16 protein-coding genes are annotated in these 19,466 nt (G+C 49.7%); 12 read left to right on the top strand and 4 right to left on the bottom strand.

Annotated elements, in window-relative coordinates; all coding sequences use genetic code 11:
- Positions 1 to 33 precede the first annotated feature (33 nt).
- Positions 34 to 768, bottom strand: coding sequence for a 3-oxoacyl-ACP reductase FabG (gene fabG, locus B2118_RS04395; RefSeq protein ID WP_428053527.1), 735 nt, complete (start codon positions 766 to 768; stop codon positions 34 to 36).
- A gap of 40 nt (positions 769 to 808) precedes the next feature.
- On the opposite strand from fabG, the gene B2118_RS04390 reads away from it, so the two are divergent.
- The 3 genes from B2118_RS04390 to B2118_RS04380 are packed head-to-tail and all read left to right on the top strand — an operon-like array spanning position 809 to position 4,708.
- Positions 809 to 1,897, top strand: a complete 1,089-nt coding sequence (locus tag B2118_RS04390; protein WP_428053525.1) for a methyltransferase — start codon at positions 809 to 811, stop codon at positions 1,895 to 1,897.
- Between the two features lie 5 nt (positions 1,898 to 1,902).
- Positions 1,903 to 3,342, top strand: coding sequence for an MFS transporter (locus B2118_RS04385; protein ID WP_428053523.1), 1,440 nt, complete (start codon positions 1,903 to 1,905; stop codon positions 3,340 to 3,342).
- Positions 3,323 to 4,708 carry an MFS transporter gene (locus B2118_RS04380; protein ID WP_428053521.1) on the top strand — a complete coding sequence of 462 codons (1,386 nt, stop codon included), beginning with the start codon at positions 3,323 to 3,325 and terminating at the stop codon, positions 4,706 to 4,708. Before B2118_RS04385 ends, B2118_RS04380 begins: the two co-directional genes overlap by 20 nt.
- 67 nt (positions 4,709 to 4,775) lie before the next feature.
- On the opposite strand, the gene rbr is transcribed toward B2118_RS04380, so the two are convergent.
- Together rbr and B2118_RS04370 are read right to left on the bottom strand one after the other, a co-directional pair.
- On the bottom strand, positions 4,776 to 5,315 hold the full coding sequence (gene rbr, locus B2118_RS04375) for a rubrerythrin (RefSeq protein WP_428053518.1): 540 nt from the start codon (positions 5,313 to 5,315) through the stop codon (positions 4,776 to 4,778).
- Between the two features lie 18 nt (positions 5,316 to 5,333).
- Positions 5,334 to 5,786, bottom strand: a complete 453-nt coding sequence (locus B2118_RS04370; protein ID WP_428053516.1) for a Fur family transcriptional regulator — start codon at positions 5,784 to 5,786, stop codon at positions 5,334 to 5,336.
- Between the two features lie 99 nt (positions 5,787 to 5,885).
- Between B2118_RS04370 and B2118_RS04365 the strand changes: the two genes are divergently transcribed.
- From B2118_RS04365 to waaF, 7 genes are all read left to right on the top strand, one after another.
- Positions 5,886 to 7,076, top strand: a complete 1,191-nt coding sequence (locus B2118_RS04365; RefSeq protein ID WP_428053514.1) for an NAD(P)/FAD-dependent oxidoreductase — start codon at positions 5,886 to 5,888, stop codon at positions 7,074 to 7,076.
- 63 nt (positions 7,077 to 7,139) lie between these two features.
- Positions 7,140 to 8,273: a hypothetical protein gene (locus B2118_RS04360; RefSeq protein ID WP_428053512.1), complete on the top strand. Its 1,134-nt coding sequence runs from the start codon at positions 7,140 to 7,142 to the stop codon at positions 8,271 to 8,273.
- A 118-nt stretch (positions 8,274 to 8,391) separates the two neighbouring features.
- On the top strand, positions 8,392 to 10,161 hold the full coding sequence (locus tag B2118_RS04355; RefSeq protein ID WP_428053510.1) for a Na/Pi cotransporter family protein: 1,770 nt from the start codon (positions 8,392 to 8,394) through the stop codon (positions 10,159 to 10,161).
- Positions 10,162 to 10,174: 13 nt separating this feature from the next.
- The gene (locus tag B2118_RS04350; RefSeq protein WP_428053579.1) at positions 10,175 to 10,492 is read left to right on the top strand and encodes a YkvA family protein; all 318 of its coding nucleotides are present in this window, start codon (positions 10,175 to 10,177) and stop codon (positions 10,490 to 10,492) included.
- A 49-nt stretch (positions 10,493 to 10,541) separates the two neighbouring features.
- Positions 10,542 to 12,731 (top strand): AsmA family protein, encoded by a 2,190-nt coding sequence (locus tag B2118_RS04345; protein ID WP_428053508.1) that lies wholly within the window; start codon positions 10,542 to 10,544, stop codon positions 12,729 to 12,731.
- Positions 12,732 to 12,837: 106 nt separating this feature from the next.
- Positions 12,838 to 14,091: a 3-deoxy-D-manno-octulosonic acid transferase gene (locus B2118_RS04340; protein ID WP_428053505.1), complete on the top strand. Its 1,254-nt coding sequence runs from the start codon at positions 12,838 to 12,840 to the stop codon at positions 14,089 to 14,091.
- The gene (waaF, locus tag B2118_RS04335) at positions 14,078 to 15,637 is read left to right on the top strand and encodes a lipopolysaccharide heptosyltransferase II (RefSeq protein ID WP_428053503.1); all 1,560 of its coding nucleotides are present in this window, start codon (positions 14,078 to 14,080) and stop codon (positions 15,635 to 15,637) included. Before B2118_RS04340 ends, waaF begins: the two co-directional genes overlap by 14 nt.
- A 57-nt stretch (positions 15,638 to 15,694) precedes the next feature.
- Here the strand turns inward: waaF and B2118_RS04330 are convergent, their stop codons facing one another.
- A complete protein-coding gene (locus B2118_RS04330) occupies positions 15,695 to 16,156 on the bottom strand; it encodes a hypothetical protein (RefSeq protein WP_428053501.1) in 462 nt (153 codons plus the stop codon).
- Between the two features lie 150 nt (positions 16,157 to 16,306).
- On the opposite strand from B2118_RS04330, the gene B2118_RS04325 reads away from it, so the two are divergent.
- Positions 16,307 to 18,622, top strand: a complete 2,316-nt coding sequence (locus tag B2118_RS04325) for a serine/threonine protein kinase (RefSeq protein ID WP_428053496.1) — start codon at positions 16,307 to 16,309, stop codon at positions 18,620 to 18,622.
- A complete protein-coding gene (locus tag B2118_RS04320; RefSeq protein ID WP_428053494.1) occupies positions 18,619 to 19,443 on the top strand; it encodes a PP2C family protein-serine/threonine phosphatase in 825 nt (274 codons plus the stop codon). Before B2118_RS04325 ends, B2118_RS04320 begins: the two co-directional genes overlap by 4 nt.
- Positions 19,444 to 19,466: the final 23 nt, after the last annotated feature.

Genomic DNA, 19,466 nt, shown 5'->3' with positions numbered 1-19,466 from the left:
GATATTATACTATTTATCCGCGCACGGTTAGGCTCACATACACACGCCGCCGTTTACTTGGAAAGCCTGCCCCGTAATGTAGGAGGCCTTGTCCGAACACAAGAAGGAAACCATATCGGCCACTTCCTGCGGGCGGCCCAAGCGGCGCAGGGGGATTAAAGGCAAAATCTTATCCATAGGCAGGCCCGTGAGCATTTCCGTTTCAATAAAGCCCGGGGAAACCGCGTTTACCAAAATATTGCGCTTGGCCACCTCTAACGCCAAACTGCGCGTAGCCCCCACAATGCCCGCTTTGGCGGCGGAATAGTTGGTCTGTCCGGGGACGGGTGCGTGCGCGGCGGCGGAGGCGATATTGACAATGCGCCCCTGTTTGGCGTGAATCATCGCGGCTAAAACGGTTTTGGTTACATTGTGGAACCCGCCCAAAACGGTATTAATTACTTGGCTCCACTCGTCATCTTGCATCCAAATGAGCAAATTATCCTTGCGGATACCCGCGTTGTTTACTAGCGCATAGGGCGTTTGCTTTTCTAAAAGCGGGTTTAAGGCGGCGCGCACGGCGTTGGCGTCGGCTACGTCAAAAGGGAGTAAAGTGCAGGCGGCGCCCTGTGCTTCCACTTGTTCCTTGGCCTTTTGGGCGGCCGCGTGATTGGAGTGGTAATTCAGCCAAATATCAAAGCCGTCCTTGGCTAATTGTACGGCTATGGCCAGGCCGATACCGCGGCTGGCGCCTGTAACTAATGCAATTTTGCGGGGGGTGTGGTTCATTGTAAACTCGTTCCAAATTAATTAAAATAGAAATATAGATATGATAACTAATAATAACACAAAAAACAATCAGCCCTACCGCCGGGCCCGCAAAAACACCCGCACAATGGCGGATATTGCGTTTGACGCGCAGAAAATCGCTTTTGCGCCTATCAGTTTTCAGGCCGCGCTCGCCCTGCGCGATTTGGGCATTTTGGAATTTTTAAATAATACGCCCGCGGACGATAAAACCATCGCCAAAAAATTAAAATTATCCCTTTACGCCGTGCAAACCCTGCTGGAAGTGGGACTTGGATTAGACTTAGTTACCTTGCAAAACGGCGTGTACAACATCAGCAAAACGGGCTGGTTTATTTTGTGCGACCCGATGACCCGCGTGAATATGGACTTTGTAAACGATGTTTGCTACCAAGGGATGTACACCTTAAAGGACTCTTTAATAAAGGGCAAACCTACGGGTTTAAAGGTCTTCGGCAAATGGAAGACGGTTTATGAGGGGCTTTCCAAACTCCCCAAAAAGAACCGCACCAGTTGGTTTGCGTTTGACCATTTTTATTCCGATATTGCCTTCTCGGCTATTTTGCCCTTGGTGTTTGAACTCAAACCGCACACTATTTTTGATATCGGCGGTAACACCGGCAAATGGGCAAAAAAATGCCTGGACCACGACCCGCAGGTACAGGTGGGCATTGTGGACCTGCCTGGCCAACTGGCAGTCGCCAAAAAGAATTTAAAGAAATACAAAAACCGCGTTTCCTTCCACTCCGTCAACCTCTTGGACGGCAAATCGGTTATCCCCGGCGGAGCGGATGCTTATCTGATGAGCCAATTTTTGGATTGCTTTTCTAAGGACGAGATTGTTTCTATCCTTAAAAAAGTAAAAAAAGCGGCTGATAAGAACGCCCGCATCTACATTTTGGAACCCTTATGGGACCGCCAAGAATACGCCGCCAGTACATTTTGTTTAAACCACACCTCGCTTTATTTTACGAATATCGCCAATGGCAACAGCAAAATGTATTCGCTGGGGGAAATGGAGGAGTGCATAAAAAAGGCAGGGCTGAAAACCGAAAAGGTGTTTGACGGGGTGGGCCGTTTTGCCTATACGTTAATCCGTTGCACAAAATAACGCTTATGAAACTAAAAACGCCGCACATTGCCTATAAATGGCTGATTTTTTCCGTAACGGCCATTGGGGTTTTTATGTCCACGCTGGACGGGGGTATTATAAATGTGGCCCTGCCCGTAATGGCAAAGGATTTAAACGCCAATTTGGAGCGAATCCAATGGGTAGTCAGCATTTACCTGCTTACCACCACCTGTTTTTTGCCCGTTTTTGGAAAACTTTCCGATATGTACAGCCGCAAATACCTGTATTTGACGGGCTTTTTGCTCTTTGGTATTGGTTCCTTTTCGGCGACGTTTTCGCAAAGTTTAAGTTGGATGATTTTCTCCCGCGCCCTGCAAGGGTTAGGAGCCAGCGCAATGATTTCCAACTGCCAGGCCATTATTGCCAAGGCCTTTAAAGGCAAGGACCGCGGACGCGCATTAGGTGGTATAGGCGCTATGGTGGCGGCGGGCTTTTTGGCAGGCCCTGCGGTAGGCGGTTTTTTAATCCAGCATTGGGGCTGGCAATCGGTATTTTGGATAAATGTGCCTATCAGTATGCTAGGCATTTGGCGCGGGATACAAATTATTCCGCACTTTAAGCCCGTAGAACAAGTGAAACTGGATTGGAAGGGCGCGGTTTGCTTTATTTTATTCTGTTTTTGCTTCCTTTATGCATTAGACGAGGGCGAAAACCAAAAGTGGACCTCTTTTCTGATCATCGGCTCGTTTGTGGCCGCGCTTATCTTTTTTGCGGGGTTTTATTGGCGCGAAAGAACTAGCAAAACGCCCTTTATTGGCCTATCTTTATTTAAAATACAGGCGATTTCGTACGGCTGTATCGTCTCTTTGCTGGGGTTTATTGCACTAAACTGCAACGGTATTTTATTTCCTTTCTATATGGCTAATGTAATGCACTTAAACCCGGTGCATATGAGTTTGCTGTTAATGCCGTTCCCGGTGGCTCTCGCTATTTCGTCGCCGTTTTCAGGCTGGCTTTCCGAGCGGTACTCGGCGCGCCTGATTACCACCGTAGGCTTTGGGTTTATTATCATCGGTGCCGCTATGTTTGTGGGCATTGGCAAAAATCCCTCTTATACCTATATTGTAATTGCGCAAATGATTATGGGCTGTGGGTCGGGCACGTTTCAGGCGCCCAACAATAACACCATCGTCAGCGCCGCACCCGCCGACCGCTTGGGTATGGTGGTAAGTTTGAGCGCACTTGCGCGCAATATGGGGGCGGTAATGGGAATTGCGCTATCGGTACTTATTTTTTCCACCATACGCCGCCATTATGTAAATATCGGGGCGGATTATGAAACCTCTTTTATGAACGCTTACCAATATTCAATGATTTTCTGCATAGTGGTTTCGCTGGCGGCGGCGTACTTCTCGGCCGCGCGCGACAAACGCAAGAAACGCAAGGCGCAGCCGCGGGGGTTCTATGAAACAACGACCGCTTAACCTTTCGCGCAAGTGGCTTATTTTTACCGTTACCGCCACCGGGACCTTTATGGGTACGCTGGACGGCGGAATTGTAAACATCGCGCTTCCCTCTATGGCGGGGGAATTTAACGCCGATATTGAAAGCATCCAATCCGTTGTAAGCGTATATTTGCTGGCGGTAACCTGTTTTTTGCCCGTATTTGGCAAACTTTCCGATATGTTCAGCCGCAAAAAGATGTATTTAAGCGGTTTTTTACTATTTGGTATCGGTTCGCTGTTGTGTTCTTTGGCAGGCAATTTGCCGCTGATGATTTTGTCCCGTGCCGTACAAGGATTGGGCGCGAGCGCAATGATGGCTAATGCGCAGGCAATTATCGCCAAAGCCTTTGTGGGTAAAGACCGCGGACGCGCCCTAGGCGGCGTGGGGGCTGTGGTAGCCTTGGGCTCTTTGGCGGGCCCGGCGGTAGGGGGCTTTTTAATCCAGCATTGGGGCTGGCAATCGGTCTTTTGGGTAAACATCCCCGTCAGTTTAATCGGCATTTGGCGCGGCATACAGATTATCCCGCGCTTTAACCCGAAAACAAAAATCCGTATGGACATCAGCGGGGCGGCCTTTTTTATCCTGTCCAGTTTAAGTTTCCTCTATGCGATGAACGAGGGACCCAACAAAGCCTGGACTTCGCCCGTTATCTTGTGCGCGTTTGCGGCGGCGGTGCTATTTTTCCTGCTGTTTTACTACCGCGAGCGCACCAGTCAAACGCCCTTTATGGGCCTAGACATCTTTAAAATTCCGGCCATTTCCTATGGGTATGTAGTGGCGGTGCTGGGCTTTATGTCTATTTTTACCAACGCCGTGTTATTTCCGTTTTATGCGGCGGATATTTTGCATATTGACCCGGTGCAAACGGGCCTTCTGGTCTTGCCGTTCCCGGTGGCGCTCGCCATTTCATCCACGATTAGCGGCGTACTGTCGGAGCGGTACTCTGCCCGGATTATTACCACGGTGGGACTTGGCTTTGCCTTTACGGGGGCAATGCTTTTTGCCTTTGTCGGCGCAAAACCGTCCTTTGCCTATATTGTGCTGGCACAGGTGATTTTTGGCTGTGGGTCAGGTACGTTTCAAATTCCCAACAATAATACAGTTATCAGCGCGGCCCCGAAAAATAAACTGGGCATTGTGTCCAGCGTAAACGCCCTAGCCCGCAACGCCGGGATGATTATGGGGATTGCCTGCTCCGTGGCCGTTTACGCGGCGGTGCAAAACCATTTTGTGCGTGCGGGCGCAGATAGCGAAACCGCTTTCTTGCGCGGCTATCAGGCGGCAATGTTTTTAGGTGCGGCCTTAGCGGCTGCGGGGGGAGTAATATCGGCCAAGCGCGACTAGCAGCCCCTTTTTCTACACGAAAAAACCCGCTCCAAGGAGCGGGTTTTTTATCTGTTTCAAACAGCAATTAGAAGTTTTCCGGGTGAATCATAAAGTAAGCCTGCGGATGAGCGCACACGGGGCACACTTCGGGGGCTTTTTCGCCGATGTGGATGTGTCCGCAGTTGGCGCATTCCCACATAACGATACCGGCTTTTTTAAAGACTTCGTTGGTTTCCACATTGTGCAGGAGTTTGCGGTAGCGTTCTTCGTGCATTTTTTCAATCTTGCCGACGGCTTCAAACAAGAAGGCGAGTTTGTCAAAGCCTTCCTCTTTGGCTTCCTTGGCGAAGGTGGCATACATATCAGTCCACTCGTAGTGTTCGCCGTTGGCGGCATCTACCAAGTTTTCAGCCGTGGTGGGGATATTGTTATCGTGCAAGGCTTTAAACCAAAGTTTGGCGTGTTCTTTTTCGTTGTTGGCGGTTTCTTCAAAAATTTTAGAAATCTGCACAAAGCCTTCTTTTTTAGCCTTGGAGGCGTAATACGTATATTTGTTTCTGGCTTGCGATTCGCCCGCAAAAGCCGTCATTAAGTTTTTTTCCGTCTTGCTTCCTTTCAATTCCATATTGTCTCCTATTTTATCCTATTTGTTGCCGCGGCACTTGTTGCAAAGCCCGCGCACTTGTAAATTAATCTGTTTTATTTCGCCCCAATGCGCCACGTCCGCCGGCAAAGGCAAGGACTCGCCTTCCTTTAAAAATACGTCATACACTTCCCCGCAGTTCGTGCACACAAAGTGGCAATGGGGACGCAAATCCCCGTCAAAGCGCGCCTTGGACGAGAGCCCGACACGCATAAGCAAATCCATTTCTTCCAGCGACGATAACGTGCGGTACACCGTATCCAAAGACACATTAGGCATCGTCTTGCGCACCGCCAAAAACACTTTTTCCGCGCACGGATGTTCGCACGAGGCCGCCACCGCACGGAAGATTTCCCGCCGTTGGTTGGTTACTCTTAATCCTCTTGCGCGGCATTGGTCCTCAAAAAAGGCCAAGCGTTTTTGCAATTCGTCGTTTTGTGTGTTGGTTTGCATAGTTTTTAAATTATTAATAATAATTCCTATTAAGAGTATAGCATATTTGAAAACAAAATCAAATTTTTTCTTTTTGTATAATATAGAAAACCTATATATATGAACTACAACGAACTTAAAAATACCGTTTTTCACACCGCTATTATCGGCGCAGGAGCCGGCGGGCTTTTTTGCGCAGGCAGCTTTTCAAGAAGCCCCAAAGTATTAATAGAACACAACACCCACCCGGGCCGCAAAATAAGCGTTTCGGGCGGAGGAAAATGCAATTTTTCCAACCGTTTTGCCCGCGCCACGGACTACGCCTGTGCAAATAAACACTTTGTCAAAAACGCTCTGGCCGCATTAAAACCACAAGATTTTGTTTCTCTGCTGGACGAAGCGGGAATAAAATGGGAAGAACGGAAAGACGGGCAACTCTTTGCTATGGACGCACGGGACATTGTACGCTTTCTCATCCGCCGCGCCCGCGAGGCCAACACCCAAATTTTAACAGACACGCAGGCCCTAGATGTAAAACAGGAAAACGGTCTGTTTGTGGTCAATACCTCGGCCGGGCCTATCCGCGCCCAGCGCGTAGTGTTGGCTACGGGGGGATTATCCTTCCCGGCCTTGGGCGCAAGCAACTTTGGTATCAAAATAGCGCGCCAGTTTGGCCTGAACATTATTCCCCAGCGCCCGGCGCTTGTAGGGCTTACCTTTGAAAAAAGTTTGCGGGAGCAACTTTTTAAACTGGCAGGGAACACGCTAAACGCCCGCGTATCGTGCGGGGAGCACTCTTTTGAGGGCTCGTTGCTATTTACACACGAGGGTATCAGCGGGCCGGCGGTTCTGTCTGCCTCGCTATTTTGGAAGGAAGGGGAAAAAGTAACCGTGGATTTCCTGCCCGGAGAGGATGCACACGCGCTGTTCACCGCGCAAAAAAATACGGCCCACACCTTTTCAGCCGCCTTGCACGGCAAAATAAGTGCAAAAATTGTAAAAGCCCTGCTTGGGGAACTGGACAATAAACTGCCCAACGCTTCCCGCACGGAAATAGAAAAGGCCGCCCAACTGGTAAACCGCTTTACCTTTGTACCAGCGGGAACGGGCGGATTTTCCAAGGCCGAGGTAACGGCCGGCGGCATTGATGTGCGCGAAATCAATCCGTCCACCTTTGAGGCACGCCATATCCCCGGCTTATATGTTATCGGTGAACTATTGGACGTAACGGGCCGCCTGGGCGGGTTCAACCTGCAATGGGCTTGGAGCAGTGGTTTTTCCGCCGCTAAGGCGTTAGAAAAATTATTCTGATTTTCTACGCAACGCGCGCGCGTTTTGCTATAATGTTTGTGTACTCTAATAAGGAGCGGTGAAATGGACCTCCGCGAACAACAAAATATATTTACTCTCTTTCTTAACAGTTTCCGCTTAACCAACCGGGCTGGGGGGGCTATTTTCGCCCTCATTTTATTGGGGATTTTGCTATATGCGCTCATCTTTGCTTTTGCCTGGCTGGGCCTGCCGCTGGTTATTGCCAAAATCTTGGTAATGCCCTTTTCCCTCTTTTGTGGGGCGGTATTTATGCGCCAGTTGGGTATTAAAGCGCAAAACGACGGGGAATCCTTTTCCAACTCCTGCACAAATGCGGCCTTACCCACCGTTTATTTGGTTATCTATTCCCTGATAATGGGTGTAGTAGCGGGTGGCTTGGCTATATTAATGGTGGCTTCCCGCTCGGTGCCGATTGCCGTTATCGGATATATCTTGTTTCTCTTTTTGCAATTCCGCACGATTTTCGTTCCGGCGGCGATTGTGTTAAGAGAACAAGGCCCCATTTCCGCCCTTATTTACAGTTGGCAATTAACCGGCCACCGCTGGGGGATGACCCTATCAATGTGTCTGATTTCCTTTTTAGCCCCTATTTTAGTGGTGGGAGCAGCAGGCTATGCGCTGTATGTGGGGATTCCGCTCTTCTTTGCGGACAGTTTCCATTTAGCCGCCCTTACCGCCCCGTGGCTGGTTGCGGGCGGTGTGCTGCTGGTGTTGTGGTTTCTCTTTTGGGTATCGCTTGCAGGCTTTTACATTTTGGTCTTTTTAAACCTGGACTACGGTGAAAACCGCGGTTCCTATACGCCCGCGCCCGAAGTACAACTGACGGATGAACCCACCCAAGTTTTTGGGGCGGACAATAACGTCCTGCCGCCCGGCATTGGCAAACCCGTTACCGAGCAGGACCTGCACCACCAAGTAGGCTTGCAGGTAACGCGTGCCTCTTTAAAATCCGCCGAGCCGGAAGCGATGAACCAACATTTAGATAAAGTTTACCAACCGCCCAAGAGCGAGGATATCGTTCAGTACGCGGATGAAGACCGTATGCCCACTATTTTGTTTGACGACGAAATGGCCAAACAAATTGAAGCCAATCAGCAAATGTGGGCCCAGCAAACCAAGCACGAAAAAACGGATAAACCGGATGACAATCAAACCTCCATTAAAATGTCCAAGTAACGCTTGCGTTTCTTTATCTATCCCCGCCGTACTTGCGGCGGGCCAGTGTATTTTTGTTACGGAAGGAGCCGATTAAACGGCTCTTTCTTTTTATATGAATTAAGGAGAACTCCCACAAATGTCAACCTTGCTTGAAATTTTAAACTTACTCGGCGGCCTGGCCGTGTTCTTATTCGGTATGAAGATAATGAGCGACGGCCTGCAAAAGGCCTCCGGTGAAAGGATGCGCCAACTGCTGGGCATCGCCACCACGAACCGCTTTGCGGCTACCGCTTGCGGCGCGCTGGTAACCAGCATTATCCAATCGTCTAGCGCCACGACGGTAATGGTCGTCGGCTTTGCGAGCGCGGGCCTTTTGAACCTGTACCAATCCTTAGGGGTTATCTTCGGGGCAAATATCGGTACGACAATGACAGCGTGGATTGTCAGTTTGTTCGGCTTTAAAATGCAAATTTCGCTCTTTGCCTTGCCCGTCATCGCTATTGGCTTCTTTGCGCAGTTCATCCCCAGATTTGCCATTATCCGCCGCATTGGGGAAACCTTGGTCGGCTTCGGCCTTCTCTTTTTGGGCTTGGACATAATGAAGAACGCCATCCCGGCCGATTTTGCGCAAAACCCGCAGGTGGTGGCCTGGATTTCCCGCTTCCGCCCGGACAATTTGTTTAATTTGCTTACCCTCATTTTCAGTGGCACTATTTTAACCGTTATTCTCCAATCGTCCAGCGCCGTTATGGCAATGACGCTCACCTGCGCCGCCGCCGGGATTATTGACTTTCCGACCTCGTGTGCGCTTGTGTTGGGGGAAAACATCGGCACCACCATTACCGCTAACTTGGCCGCTATCGGCGCGAGCAAAACTGCCAAGCGCGCCGCCCTCGGGCACTTTTTGTTTAACATTATCGGCGTCTTCTGGGTGGTGTGCATTTTTAAACACTTTGTGAACTTTGTGGACTGGATTGTGCCCGGCTCGCCTTACACGCAGGATCCGGAGCAACTAACGGCTGTCCTCCCATACCACATTTCCGCCTTTCACACCGTGTTTAACGTGATTAACACGATGTTAATGCTGCCGCTTTTAAAACAACTGGCGCACTTGACCTATTTTATTATCCCCAAATCCAAACGCGAGGACAAAAAGGAACACGAACTTATCTTTTTATCCACACGCTTTACGAGCACGCCTGAACTGGCGTTAATTGCGGTGCGCAAAGAGGTGGAACGTATGATGAGTTTTGTAACCAAAATGACGGATAAACTCATCCACGCCGTAAAAGTTGACGACGACAAAATGTTCTCCCGCTTGATTGAGGACGTAAAAGCCGCCGAAAAAACCACCGACGTTTTGGAACATAAAATTAATATTTACTTAACCGCCCTTACGCACGGGAACCTATCCCGCCAGGCGGTGGCGCAGGCGTTCTCGCTCTTTGACGTGTTAAACAGCATTGAGCATATGGGCGACTGCGGCGAAAAAATCGCCCGCATTTTGGAAAAATTCCACGATAAACAACCGTTTACCGAAGCCGACATTGAGGACTTGGAGGAAATCGCCAAACTGACCAAAAACATCACCAAGCGCACCCGCCGCATTTTGGTAGATATCCAACAGCCCACCCGCCAATGGCATTTGCAGGCGGAAAAAACCTTTGACGAAGCGCTCAAAGATGAGGAACTTTTAAACACCCTGCGCAAACGCTTCTTGCACGATTTGCGCGAACGCATTAACGCAGGCCAAAGTTCCACGCCGGACTCCATTACCGCCTACGCCGACATTTTAAATAACTTTGAAAGAATCGGCGACTATGCTCTGCGCGTAAACGAAAACATTTTGGGTATGCGCGCCGAGGAACGGGCGATGAACGACACGCCGGCCAATGCGCAAAAATAGCAGTGTGGAAAAAATGAAATTTAACCCCTTGGCAGTATTTAAGGACTTTGCTAGTTTCTTCCCAATGGTGTGGGCCATTTTGCGCGGCAAATACAAAATGCCGTGGGCCACGCTCTTTTGGGCGGTGCTGTGCCTGGTGTATGTTATTTCGCCCATTGACCTGTTGCCCGACGTGCTGCCCGTTTTGGGCATTACGGACGACGGGGCCTTTGCCCTATTAGTATTAGCGATGCTTCATAAGGATTTGGAAGCCTTCCGCCGCTCCCGCACCAAGCCGGAAGACGTGATAGAAGCCGAAATCGTCTCCGACGATACACACCCGCAAAAATAACCCTTTTGCGCGCTTGCCGGGCGAAAAAGAAAAGAAATACAATATAGATATGAAAAAATTATTCAAACTACTTGTAAAAATTGCGGTCGTATGCGTAATTTTGCTGGCGGCGGGGTTAATTGCCCTGCGGATTATGTTCCCGCCGGAAAAATTAAAGGCTATGGCCGTAGATTATGCAAAAACCAATTTGCAGCGGGAAATTTCTTTTGACAAAATTTCCTTTAACGTCATTGGGGTAACGCTGGATAACTTTGCCTTGTCCGAAAATACCACCTTTCAAAACGGTACCTTTGTTAAGGCCGATAAATTGGTGGTGAAACTGGCCCTAATGCCACTACTTAAAAAACGGGTGGAAATTTCCACCGTATCGGTGGACGGGCTGGATGTAAACGTCATTAAAAACAAAGACGGATCCTTTAATTTTGACACGCTTATCCCGGCTTCGGACGGGGCTGATACGCCTGCCGAAACCGCCCAAGAGGACAATTCCGGCCTTGCCTTTGTACTGCTGGCTGACAGAATTGTGCTTAACAACTGCAACTTTACCTATAAAGATTTGCAAACGGGTATGGACGCCTCCGTCAACAAATTGCAGGTGGAAATCCGCGAGTTTGATTTGGATAGTCCGTTTGACGTAAAAATCAAATTCACCACCGAATATTCCGCCGCCAGGCTCAATATGACGGTTCCCGTAAGCATTTCCCTGCGTACATTTTTGGCTAATTTAAATATGCCCGAAGCGTATGTAACGGTTAATGACATTTCCGCCTCTTACAAGACGGTAAAACTCCAATTAAAGGGCGGCGTAAAGAACTTTGAAGCCCCGCAGGCCGAACTGACGGGTACGTTAAGCGGCATCAGCAACGCAACGGTAGCCGAAATCCTGCCGGACTTGCCGCATTTCTCGCTCCCGGTTATCAATATGGCGGTAAAGGCTTCGGCGGATTTGGAAAAATCCACCGCGGTTATTTCGCTTATCAAACTCTCGGTAATGGACAGCGCCTTATCCGCTTCTGGCACAGCAGGCTGGGCAAGCGCCACGCCCACCTATTCCGTCAAGGCGGACTTATCCACCGATTTGGGCCAAATCGTCCAAATGACCGACACCGTGGCCGATTTCCAGCCCGGCGGACTGATTACGGGCTCGTTTAAGGCCACCGATAAAAATGACGGACAAGACGTAAGCGGCCAAGTAACCTTAAAAAACGTAAGCGCAATGTATGCGCCGTTTACGGTGAAGGATTTAAACGGCACGGTTAAAATCGCTTCCATTAACGATATTTCCTGCCCGTCGCTTACCGGCCTATTAAACGGGGAAAAATTTTCGTCCTCTTTCTCGTACAAAAACATTAAGGACGTAATGAATATCGTTTTTAACGCGGAACTGGACAAATTTACCTTAAAGGAATTTCCGTCCTACGCGTCGGCTGAAACGGAAGAGGGAAAAACTGCTTCCGCCGAACAAAAAACCGCGGGCCCGGAACTTTTAATGAATATTAAAAGTAACATTAAAGTAGGTCCTATCAGCGTGCCGTATTTCCGCGCGGACGGTTTTACCTTAAATGCCAACTTAACGGGCGTAAGCGAAACGATGAAAAAGGCCAACGGGCAGGTTTCCTTTGTGTTACAGCCAGGCGCCATTACGGATATTGATTCCTTTGTTAAGGGGAATAAATACGTCAAAATTCTGCTCCTGCCTATCACGCTCGTGCGCAAGGTGGCGGGCAAGTTAAATGTGGATATCTTCCCGGCCGAAGCCAACGCGCAAAAGGGTGAAATCGCCTTTACCAACGGCGAGGGCGTATATACCTTTACCAGCGGCGTAATGAAGGTGGATAAGACGACCTTTGCTTCCAAACTGACCAACATTAACGGAAGTGGGAATATCAATTTCCACACGCAGGCCTTGGATATGAAGGTATCCGCTACGGTGCTTACGTCGCAAACGCCTGTCATCATTAAAATCGGCGGGACGATGGATAACCCGTCAGGCAAGTTGGACGTGCTAAACACGGTGGGCTCCGTACTGGGCGGTATTTTAAATTACAAAACGCCCGGTAAGGTAGCCGCCAGCACCGCAAGTACCGCCGGAAACGTCGCCACCGGGGCCGTTAAAACCACAGGCCAAGTAGCGCAAACCGGGGTTGATACCGCCAAAAACGTGATAAAGGGCATCGGCGGGCTCTTTAAAAAGAAAAGCACAGACGATACCGCCACCGCTGAAACAGAAACCAAATAATTCTTTCCCAAGTCCCGGTTCACCCCGGGGCTTTTTTATTCCCCAGTAGCCGACGGACAGACAAATATCATATAATAAGATATATATGGGAAGAGTCCTTTTATTTTTGACTAACCTCATTTTTCCTTTGGCCGCATTAGGCGTGCTACTGGGCTTTTTGTGCTCGCCGCGGCGCGGACTTTTAAAGCACCTGTACCAGGAATTAAAGGAACGCTTCGGGCTTGAAAAAGAGGGGGAAATCCCCCAAGGGGCCCTGTGGCTCCATTGTGCAAGCGTGGGGGAAGTGATGTCTATGAAGGAGGTCATCTCCCGCCTAAAAGCGTTTTACAAAAAAGACGTTATCGTAACCACCACCACCGAGGCCGGCAAGGAAACCGCCCTCAAAAACCCCAACATTACCAAAGCCTTTTTGGCCCCGCTTGATTTTTACCCGTCCTGCAAACGCTTTATCCGTTTGGCTACACCGTACCGCCTGTTTGTGGTGGAGCGGGAAATTTGGCCCAATATGCTGGCCGCCGCGCACCAAGCGGGCGTTCCGGCGGCGGTGATTAACGGGCGCATTTCCGCCAAATCGGCCCGCGCTTACGGGCTTATCAAGCCGCTTTTTAAAGAAACCTTTAACACGCTGTCCTTTGCCGCCCTACAAACGCAAGAGGCCGCCCGACATTACGAAAAATTGGGTATGGATAAAAATAAAATCTTTGTTTGCGGCAACGTAAAGTACGACACCTTAAACGATAATCCCGCCAAGGTGGGCGAGGTGGAAAAAATGCTGACCGCCCTCGGCTGGAACGGGCGCAAAATTTTGGTGCTGGGCAGTACGCACCCGGCCGAAGAAACAATGCTTTTGCGGGCGGCGGCGGACATTATAAAAACGGGCGCCAAGATTATTTTCGCCCCGCGCCATTTGGAGCGCAAGCCGGAAATTGAAACCGCCCTGCGCCAAAGCGGGCTTCATTACGCGTTTGTCAGCCAAGGCCAATTTGATAAAAATACCGATATTCTCTGCGCCGATGTAATGGGACTGTTGCAGTCCCTCTACGCCTGCGCTTCGCTTACGTTTGTGGGGGGCTCGGTCGTACCGCGCGGCGCGCACAATTTGTTGGAACCGGCCATTTTATCCAAAACCGTTCTGTTCGGCCGCTATTTTTATAACGCGCCCTTAACCGCCCAAGCCCTGTTGGAAAACGGCGGGGGAGTGTTGGTAAACGAAACCAATTTTAAAGAAACGGTGCTGCGGTTGCTGGCTGACCCGGCACAACTGGAAAATATGTCCGAAAAAGCGCGCAAAACGGCGCTAAGTTTTAAAGGAGCAACCAACCGTATAATGGAAGTGGTAAACAACTATGAACGAAAATAACCCTAATATTTTAGTCGTGCGTCTTTCTTCGCTGGGGGATATTGTTTTGTCCTCCCCGGTATATAAGAATATCAAGGCCCAATGGCCCAACGCGCGCATTACGCTTATGGTAAAGCCGCAGTTTGCCCAAGTGCTCGCCGGGCACCCGGATATTGACGAAATTATGGTCGCCAAAAAGGGGCTGTGGGCCAACATCCGCCAAATCCGTGCGGGGCACTTTACGCACTATTTGGACTTACACGCTACCTTAAAAAGTATTTTAATGGGCTTTTTCAGCCGTATTCCGCACCGCGTCCGCTACGACAAAAACTCCGTGGCGCGCAGGATGTTCGTAAAATTCCACAAAACTTCCCCGGTACTTGAAAAACACACCTTGGAAAAATATTTGGAAGCCCTTAAACCGTGGGGCATTGAAATTAAATATAAAGAGCCGAAACTGGGCGACTGGGCCTACGAAGATGCCAACCTGGCCGGGAAAAAGGTAAACAAAATCGGTATCTTTCAAACCTCGTTCATCGGCGACAGCGTACTGACTACGCCGCTTATCCAAAAGACGGCTAAACTCTTCCCAGAGGCCAAAATCGTCGTTATTACCCGCCCGCAAACGGAAGATATTTTTAAACCGATGAAGGAAGTCTCCGAAATTATCCTAAACGACAAACGCGGCTGGAATAAAATCGTCGGCGTGTGGAAAACGGCCAAAGCCATTAAAGAGTCCCACATTGACATTTTGCTCGTGCCGCACCGCAGTTTTAGAAGCGCGCTTATTGCTTGGCTTTCCCGCGTGCCCGTGCGCATTGGGTTTACGTCCAGCGAGGGGTGGTTCTTATACACCAAAACGGTGCCGTTCTCTTGGATGATTCACGATGCCGAGCGCAACCTTTCGCTTTTGCAGGGCATTGTAAAGGAAAAATTCAAGGCCGAAAAACTCAATATGCGCTATGCGCCGTCCGCCGAGGAAAACGTCGCGCGCTTAATGAAGGACTTTAACTTGGAAGGCAAAACTCTCGTCGGTATTCACGCCGGAAGCGCGTGGCCGACCAAATGCTGGCCGATGGAGTATTTTGTCCAACTGATTAGCCGCCTGCAAACCGAACTGGGCGTACAGGCCGTACTCGTGGGCGGAGGGCATAAAGACGCCGACTTGGGCGAAAAAATCTGCCAACTGTCCCAAGGCCACGCCGCCAACTTATGCGGCAAAACCAGCCTGGCCGATTTAATGGCGTTAATGAAGCACTTTAAACTCTTTATCACCAACGACTCCGGGCCTATGCACATTGCCACCGCCTTTGACGTGCCGACCTTGGCTATCTTTGGGCCGACGACGCGCGAACTGGGCTTCTTTCCGTATGGGGAAGGGCACAGAGTGGTAGAGGTAAAGGATTTGCCGTGCCGCCCGTGTGCGCTGCACGGGGGGAAGAAATGCCCCTTGGGCCATTTTAAATGTATGCGGGACATTTTGCCCGACCGCGTTTTTGAAAACGCCAAGGAAATGCTGGCAGAACACCACAACTTGCCCACCCCGCACGAAGAATTACACAAATAAACAGACGAAAAGCCCCGCTCGTTTGAGCGGGGCTTTTTAATGTTACAGGGAAACGGCTTAAAAATCATCCTCGGGCTTTTCGTCCAAGGCCTGGCGGGTGGCCGCAAAAAGTTTTTTTATTTCTGGCAGTTTTTCTAGCGGCAGCCAAATGCCTTTTTTGGTAAACCCGACATCTTCCTGCCATTGGCGAAGGTCCAAGCCGCGGCGGCTCTTAAAAGTACCAATAGAAGCCACAATGCAAATGCCGGGGCGCTTGGCAAACTTACCAATCGTGCCGTCCTTTACGGCCTTAATGTCATCTGGCAGCGCAGACAACAGCGGCTCCAAGGCGCGCAAGATTTCCGGCGTCATCGTTACGCCGTCGCGCGTGGCCCCACTAAAAGAGTCCGTCAATAAATACCGCCGCACAGACACATAGCGGAACCCGCGGTACGCGTCAATACTAAAACGGACCTCTTCGTCATTTTCAAGTGGCAACGTACCAATATCCCTAAGTAACGTAAAACTGCTTTCGCTCATATAAAACACCCCCGTAAAAAGACTATAACTATTCCCGTAAAATATGATAAGATTAACTATAACTATATTCTATTGCTTGGTTATCATAAAATCAAGCAATTTTTGCACCATTTATTTAAAGTTTTTTATATTTGGGTTGTAAAGGAACATATGAACAATACTCCCTCGTTGGTTGGAAAAGAAATTTCCGGTTGCGAAATTTTAAACAAAGTCGCCGAAGGCGGTATGGGCGCGGTATATAAAGCGCGCCACAAAGCCTTAAACCGCATCGTCTGCGTAAAGATTTTAAGCCCCGCCTTGGCTAACGATAAAAAAGCGGTGGAACTCTTTTTAACCGAAGCCCGCGCTATTGCGGAATTGGACCACCCCAACATTGTAAACGTGTATAACGTCGGCAAGGAAAAGGGCTATTACTTTATTGTAATGTCGTTTATTGAGGGGCAAACCCTTTCAATGATGTTAAAGCGCAACAAGGTCCTGCCGATTGGGCTGATTTTGGACTTGTTTGAAGGCGTTTTACAGGGCTTGTCCGCCGCGCACGAAAAGGGGATTATCCACCGTGATATTAAACCCTCCAACATTTTAATTAACCCGCAAATGCAGCCCAAAGTGGTGGACTTCGGTATCGCCAAAAAAGTGGATAAAAGCAAAGGCTCCACCAAAACCACCGAACTGGCCGGTACGGCGTATTTTATCGCGCCGGAACAGGCCTTGGGCAAAGATTTGGATACGCGCGCGGATTTGTATTCCGTCGGGGCCAGTATGTACTATGTACTGACGGGCCAATTTCCGTACAATGGCAAAAACACCATTGATATCATCCAAAAGCACATCAACGACCCGGTGCCCAATCCGGCCAAAATCCGCAAGGATATGCCGGGCTGGCTTGCGCTTGCGGTGCAAAAACTGATGAGCAAAAACCCGGATGACCGCTTCCAAACCGCCAAGGAAACCTATCAGTATTTCCAAAAAATGCGCGCGGAGGACCAACTGCGCGTAAAAATGGGCAACTCCGGCCGCGCTATTGATTTGGGCGAGGAAGGTCCGTTAAAAATCGCAAAAGAGGAAATGCCCACCACGCAGAGCATTACCAAAGCCCGCGCACAGGAAGCGGCGGCCCGCCCCAAAACCACCTCTTCGGCCCGTCTGCCCTCGCTTATGCCCAGCATAAACGCGGCGGCGGATATTCCCGATACGCCCAAGGTTCCTAAAAAAGAGCCGGAACCGCAAATGATGACGGCACAAGATGTCAAACCCGTTAATGTGTTTGTACCCGCCAAACAGGTGCGCAAAATGCGCCCAAGCCCAGCACCAGCCATTAAAGCGGCGGCTACGGATATTGTAAAATTCATCCTTTTAGTACCGCTCTTTATGGCGTTTGCCGCCGGGATTATTTACGTTTTCTATACGTTCGGCAAGATTTGCTCCGTGCATACGGATTTAACAGCGGGCTTTTTATCCAACCTGATTAACCCGTTCTTTGCGGCCCAGTACGAACCCAACCAGGCGCTTATGACGGGCGTGGCGACCGTTACCCTGCTGCTTATCTTCGCCTCTTCCGCCATAAAAGCCTTTTCGCGCTCCACCACACTGCTTTTAGTGCTGGCGGCAGTGTCGTATATGACGGGGTTATTCACTCCCGAAGCGGCCTTTATGGACTTATCCCAAGTGGGGCAATACCTCTTTACGCCGGAATATTACCTGTGCTATTTGGTACTGGCCACCGCGTGGGGATTGTCGCTGTGCTGGCGCGTAAACCGCTCTATTGCGCAAGGCGTGCTGGGCGTCGCACTCCTTATCTTTTCTATGGTAACCGCATTTTTGGCGGCGCACTTGTCTATTCCGCCGGCCAGCCAAAACATTACCGTACAGGTAGTCTTTTATGCGGCCCTCTTCTGCGGCTTCTTATCGGCTTATTATTTGCTCATCAAGCGGGAAAACAGTATTCTCTTCCCGTTTGTGCTAATGCTGTTAGCCATTGGCGGAATGTGGGTATATGCGGTGTCCGGCCTGACGGAAACGACCAACAAGACCTTGGCGGCCTTAACCGACCATATTAAAGTAGCCTCTACCCACGACGCTGAATCTAATGCCCGTATGGAAAAATTGGTAGGCATTAAAAGCCAGCGCCAAACCTTTGCGGAAATTAATAAAACCAACGAACTGACTGGAAAGACCGAGGAAGAAACATACGCGTTCTTGGAAACCCGCATCAACCGCGTGGCCCCGGGTGTGTTTAATGAGCAGACAAGACCGATGTTTATCCATTTCTTACAGCAATATTATCACGGCGGGGAAAACAAAATGTACCTCTCTGTGTGGGATTATGCGGTCAGTTTGCCACTCTACAACTTCAACCATTACGCACAAGATAACAATGCCTACGGCTTCTTAATCGTAATGCTTTACCTGTTCGGCGTTTGCTCGTGCGCGGGCACTATTTTGTTTAAAGAGGAGGAGTTATGAGCAGTTTTGACATAGAATTTGCAGCCGTAACCGACATTGGCAAAATCCGTGAAAAAAACGAAGATAACGTCCTCATCTCTTCCGACTTGGGCCTTGGCGTAGTGGCCGACGGTATGGGGGGGCACAGCGCGGGCGAAATCGCCAGCAATATCGCCGTGTCCGTACTGGCGGAAACCATACGCAAGGTAAATACCAACCAATTAAAAATCCCGGAGAATTTTTTGCCCAAACTGGACCCAGCCGAGCGCAAACTGTTAATGGCCGCCAATTTGGCTAACGCCGCCATTTATTCCACGGCGCAATCGTCCGACATTTACCGTATGATGGGCACCACCTTGACGGGCGTACTCTTTGACGGGGATTTCGCCACCGCCGTACACGTGGGGGACTCTCGCCTGTACTTGTTTAGGGATAAAAAGATTGTCCAAATCACCACGGACCACTCATTGGCAATGGAACACGTCCGCCGTGGCCTTTTAACCCGAGCCGAGGCCGACCACTCCAAAATCCAAAATGTCCTCACCCGCGCAATGGGTATTAAAAAAAATATTGAATTTGACCTGTTAAAATTCCCGGTCAAAATTGGCGATACATTGCTATTGTGTTCAGACGGCCTTTATAAGGGGCTTTCCGAAAACGATATGGGCAATATCCTGCGCGAGGGAAGCCAGTTGCCTATTGTTAAACTCTGCAAGCAACTGGTGCGCGTATCTAACGAGAAAGACGGGCAGGACAATATTTCCGCCGTCCTTATTAAAATTCTTCCGGCACGCAAACTTACCTTTAAGCAACGCTTAAAAACGTTCTTTTCCAGAAGGTAATCTCCGCCTGAAAAAACCGTATT

It is taken from the genome of Candidatus Avelusimicrobium stercoris (assembly GCF_002437085.1).
Classification (GTDB): Bacteria; Elusimicrobiota; Elusimicrobia; order Elusimicrobiales; family Elusimicrobiaceae; genus Avelusimicrobium; species Avelusimicrobium stercoris.
This window is presented reverse-complemented; position numbering and strand designations above follow the sequence as displayed.